The 7025-nt window shown below is 55.3% G+C and carries 7 protein-coding genes and 1 pseudogene; all 8 read right to left on the bottom strand.

The annotated features are described in order from the left end of the window. A pseudogene (locus tag KBY95_RS16140) lies at nt 1–243 on the bottom strand (hypothetical protein); the annotation flags it as partial. A gap of 166 nt (nt 244–409) precedes the next feature. Next, nucleotides 410–778, bottom strand: coding sequence for a hypothetical protein (locus KBY95_RS16135; protein WP_254966311.1), 369 nt, complete (start codon nt 776–778; stop codon nt 410–412). A gap of 95 nt (nt 779–873) precedes the next feature. Continuing rightward, nucleotides 874–1281, bottom strand: coding sequence for a type II toxin-antitoxin system VapC family toxin (locus KBY95_RS16130; RefSeq protein WP_254966310.1), 408 nt, complete (start codon nt 1279–1281; stop codon nt 874–876). Next, nucleotides 1278–1541 carry a ribbon-helix-helix protein, CopG family gene (locus KBY95_RS16125; protein ID WP_254966309.1) on the bottom strand — a complete coding sequence of 88 codons (264 nt, stop codon included), beginning with the start codon at nt 1539–1541 and terminating at the stop codon, nt 1278–1280. Before KBY95_RS16125 ends, KBY95_RS16130 begins: the two co-directional genes overlap by 4 nt. Before the next feature lie 50 nt (nt 1542–1591). Further along, complete coding sequence (locus KBY95_RS16120) at nt 1592–2686, bottom strand: M14 family metallopeptidase (protein ID WP_254966308.1); 1095 nt, start codon at nt 2684–2686, stop codon at nt 1592–1594. Between the two features lie 190 nt (nt 2687–2876). Further along, nucleotides 2877–3542 carry a GIY-YIG nuclease family protein gene (locus KBY95_RS16115; protein ID WP_254966307.1) on the bottom strand — a complete coding sequence of 222 codons (666 nt, stop codon included), beginning with the start codon at nt 3540–3542 and terminating at the stop codon, nt 2877–2879. 101 nt (nt 3543–3643) lie between these two features. Then, on the bottom strand, nt 3644–4819 hold the full coding sequence (locus tag KBY95_RS16110; protein ID WP_254966306.1) for a DNA cytosine methyltransferase: 1176 nt from the start codon (nt 4817–4819) through the stop codon (nt 3644–3646). Between the two features lie 1122 nt (nt 4820–5941). Next, a complete protein-coding gene (locus KBY95_RS16105; RefSeq protein ID WP_254966305.1) occupies nt 5942–6484 on the bottom strand; it encodes a hypothetical protein in 543 nt (180 codons plus the stop codon). Nucleotides 6485–7025: the final 541 nt, after the last annotated feature.

Below are 7025 nucleotides of genomic sequence, written 5' to 3'. Positions count from 1 at the left end.
AGGAGAGGGAAAGGAGCTCGAAAAGCGGAGCCAATCAGGCTGTCCATGCCTCAACCAGTCGTGCAGGTTCAAGCCGAACAATTTGCCGCCCAAGGCGCTGTTCGTAGCCTTGTTGCCCAGAGTTTCCTTAAACCAAGGAAACTCAGAATAAGGAAGCGCCAGCTCTTCATCATCAATCAACATCCAGATGCAATGGCTGGATACATTCGTGACCTCAGCCCCCAAAGTGGTTGTTCCAGGCATCGATGATCTCCTGTTGGTGTAACTCGACTAACCGTGGAAGAAGAAAAACCGAAATTCACCATCCCGGAAGACGGTTGGTAACAATGGCGCTTCCGAGCTTCATTGACAGAATAGCCCTCCTGCCACGAGCAGGCGAACTCGACCGTTGCCCGATTGCCTACCGCCTTCAATAGGGAATCGAGTAGGTGTTGCCCCGCTCGCTGCGCACCATGAAGGCTGACGAGGTCTGCCGGTAGGTGGCCAGGGTGGTGCGGCCATTGCTGGGCTCGGTGATCAGCAACTTGCCGCATTCCTCCCGGTCCCCCTGGCCGCAGGTCCAGGGCTCGCCCACCTTCTCCATCTCGATCTGCTTGCCGTCGGAGCGGAAGGTGACCGTGAACGAGGAGGAGCCGCCCGCAACCAGACAGGATTCAGCGCGGCCGTTGAAGCGGCAGGTCTGCCAGGCGGTCTGGGCGTGGGCCGCCGGGAGGGCCTGGATCACCAGAGCGGCACCGACGGCGGCAAGGGCGCACAGGGCCGCCAGGGGGGAACGCATCTGGCAGGGGCGCCGGGGATGTCCACTCTCGCCCATGCCTCGCCCGGGGCCGCTCAAGGTGGGTGGTCGAAATGTACATTGTGTACAGATAACGTCTACGGCTGTACCAGAGGAATCACTTGTCTTCCATGACGGCGATAGATCTGGAAATCACTATCCGTCGTGAGAAGCAACGGCGAGTCGTTGATTTCCGCGAGGCGAATCAATGCGGCATCGGCCAGAGAAGCGGGCACATTCTCATAGCGTTTGAAAAGTGCACTTACAGAGCCAATCTGCTCCTGGAGCACGAAGGGCAGTTGAACGACTCCTCGCTCAATGAACTGCAGGGCCAACGCAGGATCAAAACCGGAGCGACTGAGCAGAAAGCAGGTTTCAGCCACCACAGCCTCACAGCTCAGCAGTGGAGGCGGCAATCGCCTGAACTGCTCAACAGCCCATTTGTGATGGGTGTCGTTGCGACTCAACAGCGCCACCCAAGGGCCCGTATCCAGCAGAACCGTCATGAACGATTGGTTCCGAAATCAGCCAGATACGCAGGGTTGGATGACAGGTCAGCGGGTCCGCCTTCGCAACAGCCCACGAGATCGGCCAACAGATCAGCCGCGGAGGGTTGTGCGGCGTCATCGACGCCCTGCTCTGGGGATTGGAGAAATGCCGTCAAGGCGCGTCGAACCAACTCAGACTTGCTGAGATGGCGCCGTTGAGCCTGCTCCGTGAGCTGGGCATCAAGGGCCTCGGTCAACTTGAGCGAGATCACCGCCATGGCAAGCACCGAGTCATCGACATGCCGATCCTACCTGCTGCCAAGCGGTATTACGGCTCACCACCGCCCAACCCCCGGCAAGCCCGCAGCACCACATCGGCGCAGCGGCCGTAGACGGCGGAGCGCCAGGCAGGGCTGTCGATGAGGAAGGCGTCGCGGACCTGGCGGCGGATCGCCTCGCCGTGGGGGGTGGGGCGATCGGGCACGGCGTGCAGCCAGGCATCGGCGCGCAGGGCCGCCAGCACTTCATCGATCGGCCGGGTGCCGAACTCCAGGGCCAGAACGGTGAGCTCCAGCGATGGCGCCAGCCGGCGCAGAAACACCGGCACCGAGCCCGACACCACCGACGAGCTGGAGGGGCCCAGGCCGGGCCGGGTGACCTCCGGGCCGTACCAGCGTTGCAGCCGCTCCCAGTCGGCGTCGGTGCTGCCGCTGCCGATCAGCTCCCCGTAACCCCAGGGGCCCAGGCCGGTGTGCAGGTCGATCACCGCCAGGCGGCGGCAGGCCGGGCCCAGGTGCTCGGTGAGGATCTTCTCCAGGATGGACAGCGACCAGCTGGGGTGGCTGCCGCCGTAGAAGAGGCCGGTGGGATGGGTGTACTGACCGCGCTGCAGCGCCGCCTGGTAGGCGGCCATCCCGTGCCCAGTGATGAAGGCCTCCAGCAGGGTGTCGGCCCGTTGCCGCTCGGGCCCGTCCCAGTCGCCGGGCAGCAGGGCGTCGTGGAGGGCGTCGTAGGCCGGGTTCTGGGGCAGGGGGGCGCGGAAGTCGAGGCCGTTGCGGTTGAGATCAATGTTGTGTTCGTTGCCGCGGCGCAGCCAGGCGAAGCCATGGGGGTTGAGGGCATGGATCAGCAGCGCCCCGCCGCCGGCCGGCAGGGCGCCGTGGAGTTCATCCAGCAACACGCCCACCTGGCAACCGGATCCGGCCAGGCCCTCCACGCCGTGGGTGCCGGAGATCAGCAGCAGCAGGGACTCGGGCTCGGCGGGGCCCAGGGCCGCCGCATCGATGGCGAGCGGCTCGCCGGCGGGTCCGCGGTGATCGGGCAGGACATGGCTGCTGAGCCGGGCGCCAGCGGCACGGGCGGCGGCCAGGAACGCCTCACGGGCCGAGCGGTAGTCGGGGCGGAAGAAGTCGCTGGTGGCCATGGGGGAGGGGGTGGGGCCTTGGGCGATCAGAAGGGGTGGTCGTTGTGGGGGAGCAAGGTGGGACTGGAAAGCAACAGGGCGTAAAGCGCCGGATCAGAAAAATGCAAGGACGTCCGGGCAAGCTCTTTCAAAACTGAACTCACATGTGCCTAGGCTCAAATAAATGATATTCAGACCAACAACTAGATCTTCACATGCCAAACCGAAAGTAACGCGCACGACGATATTCTTTGCTTTCCATGTAGATTATCACATAGCCGGGAAGGGCAGTTATCTGCCAAGCAGGTCCTAGAGCATTCGCGACATGGAGAAGGAAGGAATCCACTGAGTCCACAAGCTTATTCAATGTAATTTGCGTATTTCTCAAATCCGGATGAGCCGTACGGCCGCTCTTCTGGTAACGGATTACATATGGCAGTTTGGCTTTCATGCACTGCAATAGGTCAACCACAGGCAGCGTGCTCGAATCAGCCATAATCTCTAACTCGAGCGACAAGTCGATTGGATACATCACATCAAAGTGACTATCTTTCCAGTTAGTGGTATCGCGCTCCCGACCAGGGTCGTTGGAACCAAACCCACTTTGCTGCCAAGCTACATCAATCAGATTTTTGTAATGCTTGATCAAGGCGCTTTCAAGGTCCATTGCCGTAAACACGAAAACCCTAACTGCCTTGAATGAAATGGAGGAAGGATTCAGATTACAACGCGCAGACACTCTTCGCCTATGCCGATCAAGCCGCTTAGCCAAACCCGCCTCAGAGTCCGTCTTTCCAATGTAAACTAATTCGCCATTCTTGAATAACTGATAAACGCCCTGCTCCTCTGGAACAGGATAGCACTCCAGCTCCGCCAAGGGAGCAGCGGGCATACAATCAAACAACTCAATTAGGCGCGTTGTGAGCACTGACTGCAGGTCAAGCTCAAGCGTCTCAACGCAAGTAAGGTGCCCAAGCACTAATTTGACACCCTTTTACTAGTAGTAAGTGAAGCCGCAATACTGGTTGCAACAACTCTGCCTAGCTCAACCGGCACTGCGTTCCCGAGTTGACGCATTACCTCAGACCAAGAGCCATGGAAGCGATAGTCATCAGGAAAGGTCTGGAGTCTAGCTGCCTCCCGTATAGTGAAATATCTGATTGAACCGTCATTCTTACGGAGCATATTTTCGCCACCAGGTACCCCGTGAACACCAGCCTTCAAAGTCTTTGCCGGCTCGTCGATTGCGCTGCCAGTATGTCCAGCGTAGCTACGTGCTCCCGCCTGATAACGGTGATCGAGAAAGCAGTCAGCAGCGGAAGTCTCTGGGTCGGGAAGGCCATGAAGGACCTCTCGTACAGTAGACCATGCCTTTTCTGCAGGGGGGCTTGCTTTCAAGCGCTCCAACTTTCCTTCGCTTTTATCGGGCCGACTTGGCCGATCGCTAAGTGAGACCTCATTACGATCCCAGTATTCACCAGTTACCCACTGATCGTACCAAAGAGCATCAGAGGAATGCGTAGCGTCTGGAAAAGCCCAAGGTATATCTAGACCAACCTTGATCCCAACAAAAAAGATACGTTCTCTCTTTTGAGGGACACCAAAGTTTGCGGCGTTTAGAACTTCCGTTGTAACCTTGTATACCTGCTCATGCGTGTTGCCATTATCAGCTCTTTGAAGTCGGTGTAAATGATTCAGCCAGCCCTCCTCCTTCAAAATAACAAGGTCTGGATACTTCATCTGAAGGGTTATATACTGAAGATAGTTGTGGAAGCATTTTCGGGTAAGCCCCTTTACGTTTTCGATGATAAATGCCTTGGGCCGGACAATTCTTATAGCTTCTAAAGTAGGAGGAAACATATCTCGGCGATCAAGCCTTCCATTGTGCTTCCCGCCCATTGAGAACGGCTGACAAGGTGGTCCGCCGGCGATCAAATCTATCGGACCATTTAGGGCCGAAAAGTCAAACTGACGAACGTCCATTTGATGAACTGGCCAGCTAGCTACAATTGAATTTCCGAGTGATTGGTTTTCCCTAATTGTATCGCAAGCCCATTTATCCCATTCGACAACCGCGCGAGGATGGAAGCCAGCATGGTGAATCCCCATTCCAAGCCCGCCAGCACCAGTAAATAACTCAATAGCGTCAAGCATCCAAACTCTGCTCCAAGAGCCCTTTTAGTTGATGATCAGTGCCACCCTAACCACCAGTCCAAAATTCTGTCAATCGGCAAGGCCCACATCCCAGCACTGTTGTGTTTTTGAATTTAGTTTTTTACTCAAAGATAGCTGAATGAAGCATGCACCGGTAATCCGTAACAGGATCGATACCTTGTGAAAGTGGAATGGGACTATAGCCACCCAAAGCGGAAGGTTAGCTGCGGTGGCGTGAATCAACGCAAGTCTGATCTATGCCGCTGAAAAAGCACGCCCCAGCCATCTGTAATTGCCAGTAGTTTAGCGACGACATAGTGCCACGGAACGTCAATCCCATCGGAACTCGGCGGCCAAGTACTCGCTTACGACCAATCTAACGATAAACGGCGATGGGGAGACCAAGTATCGGTAGCGTCCTTCTTGGAGAACCTGCCAATCGTGGGGAGAAGATTTGGACTCTTTAAGAGCGAACATGCGCGAGAATGCACGGCTTCCTATCTCTGGGAACAGAATCGGTAGAGGCGGCGACTCAAACTTCTCCCGCGAGCCTATGGACATCTCTGCTAGCGTGCCTACCCACCGTTCAGAAGGATCATCAAGCACTGATTCCCCGAATTCATACGCAACATGCCCTCGGGCGAGCTTCATCAGTACTCGCACCACCCGATCGTTCTCCAACTTGACCAAGATCGCCCCCCCGAGATCTGACTGCTTAACGGCGTAGGAAATGCGTGTAGCCAAGCTCGGAGATTCCCGGAGCTTTCTAGCGACACTCGCGCGCTGAAGTGCGTTTGGATCCACTGAGTTGCAGGCTGCACACTCGACTGCAACGGCGAAGTACTCCTCATCTTTTGAATAGCCGTTGTTGCATGACTTGCACGAGCCCACGACTGGCAGATTTGGTGGGAATGGCTCATCAAGTAGCACCTTCGACGGGACATGCTCTCGCGTGGAGGGATGACCCCCGCAATACACACAGAATGCCGCGTGACGCTGGTCTATGTAAAGCTTTCGAGGGTCCATTTCAAGGTCGTCATTTCGTCCAAGGTTCAATCATACCCAACTCAGAGAACATTTGCCAGAACCAGAGATTTACAAAGATGCGCTACATTGCAGCCATTAGAGAGCGAGGTCACAGGAAGCCGGCGCGGCCTCCTTATGCTTCGGGAAAGCAAAAAACGCAAAATCATTATAGAAAACCATTCTGATGATGAAGTTCATCTGCTGAGACCGCAAGAACTGGTAATAAAACACCTCAGGATGAACACCATGGCGTGTCATTCCCAATTCCTGGCGCTTCTCGCCGTGAATGAATGCTTGATTAATCTGACTTAGACTGAAAGCATCTTGTGTGTTACTTAGATCCCGATTAAGAAGTTTAGGACTCTTGACCACGCATTCACTTGTCCATTTCTCTTGGCAGCCTGACTCAAGATAAAATAGCGCCCGAGAAATCGATTCAATGACTCGCTCTACACGCTTCACTTCATAAAAAATCGCTAGTGTTGCATGGGGAATAAGAATGCCATTTTCTCGGGAAGTGACTCCTATGCTTGTAGCAGTGGAAAAAATTCGCTTCCCAAGGCCCCCATCACGTCTAAGCATAGCTTGAACCCACTTTGAATTAAATACTGAAAACGCGAGATCGCTTTTGGAGTTCATGATGATTACGGCCGCTGTGTATTCGTCATCGCCAGATCGCGAGTTATTATGTGCTGAACATGCAGGTACCGTTACTAATTGGCTCCTATAATCAGGGCTGTTGCCAGGCAGATCATTCTTTGCTGGGAAAAAACACTTTGGTGGAATGTGATCCTTTGTTGTTGCTATTGCCTCACAGCAGTAGCACAGAACTATCGCAGGGGGCTTCATTGTGCAACTAGCTACCGCAAACTCATTGTATTCTAGGATTACAGTATTTTACCACCATGAACGAAGCATTTCCACCCATAGGCACACCTGTGTGCCAAGTCGCACTCAAGGCCTTACATTCTAACGCTGAAGATCAGAATCGGGAAGTGGCTGCGGCAGTGAGAGCAGCCTCTGCTCCCGTTTTCTGAATCTTCATGTTTGGCACTAGGAGACTGATGAAAAACCTGGCCAGCCGCGAGAGAATGGAGTAACGGCACTGAGCAGATGCGCGGCCAACAGGAGAGGACCGGCCCCCTGTTCTCCTACATCTCCACGGAGGAGCGCATCCCCA

Source organism: Cyanobium sp. Aljojuca 7A6 (assembly GCF_024346455.1).
Taxonomy (GTDB): domain Bacteria; phylum Cyanobacteriota; class Cyanobacteriia; order PCC-6307; family Cyanobiaceae; genus Cyanobium.
Note: the sequence above shows the minus strand (reverse complement) of the source record. Positions and strands in the feature narration are given on the sequence as shown.

Bases quoted from the DNA above. Each gene is read 5' to 3' on its own strand.
- KBY95_RS16120 (WP_254966308.1), bottom strand. From the start codon at position 2,686: ATGGCCACCAGCGACTTCTTCCGCCCCGACTACCGCTCGGCCCGTGAG.
- KBY95_RS16130 (WP_254966310.1), bottom strand. From the start codon at position 1,281: ATGACGGTTCTGCTGGATACGGGCCCTTGGGTGGCGCTGTTGAGTCGC.
- KBY95_RS16105 (WP_254966305.1), bottom strand. From the start codon at position 6,484: ATGAACTCCAAAAGCGATCTCGCGTTTTCAGTATTTAATTCAAAGTGG.
- KBY95_RS16125 (WP_254966309.1), bottom strand. From the start codon at position 1,541: ATGGCGGTGATCTCGCTCAAGTTGACCGAGGCCCTTGATGCCCAGCTC.
- KBY95_RS16135 (WP_254966311.1), bottom strand. From the start codon at position 778: ATGCGTTCCCCCCTGGCGGCCCTGTGCGCCCTTGCCGCCGTCGGTGCC.
- KBY95_RS16110 (WP_254966306.1), bottom strand. From the start codon at position 4,819: ATGCTTGACGCTATTGAGTTATTTACTGGTGCTGGCGGGCTTGGAATG.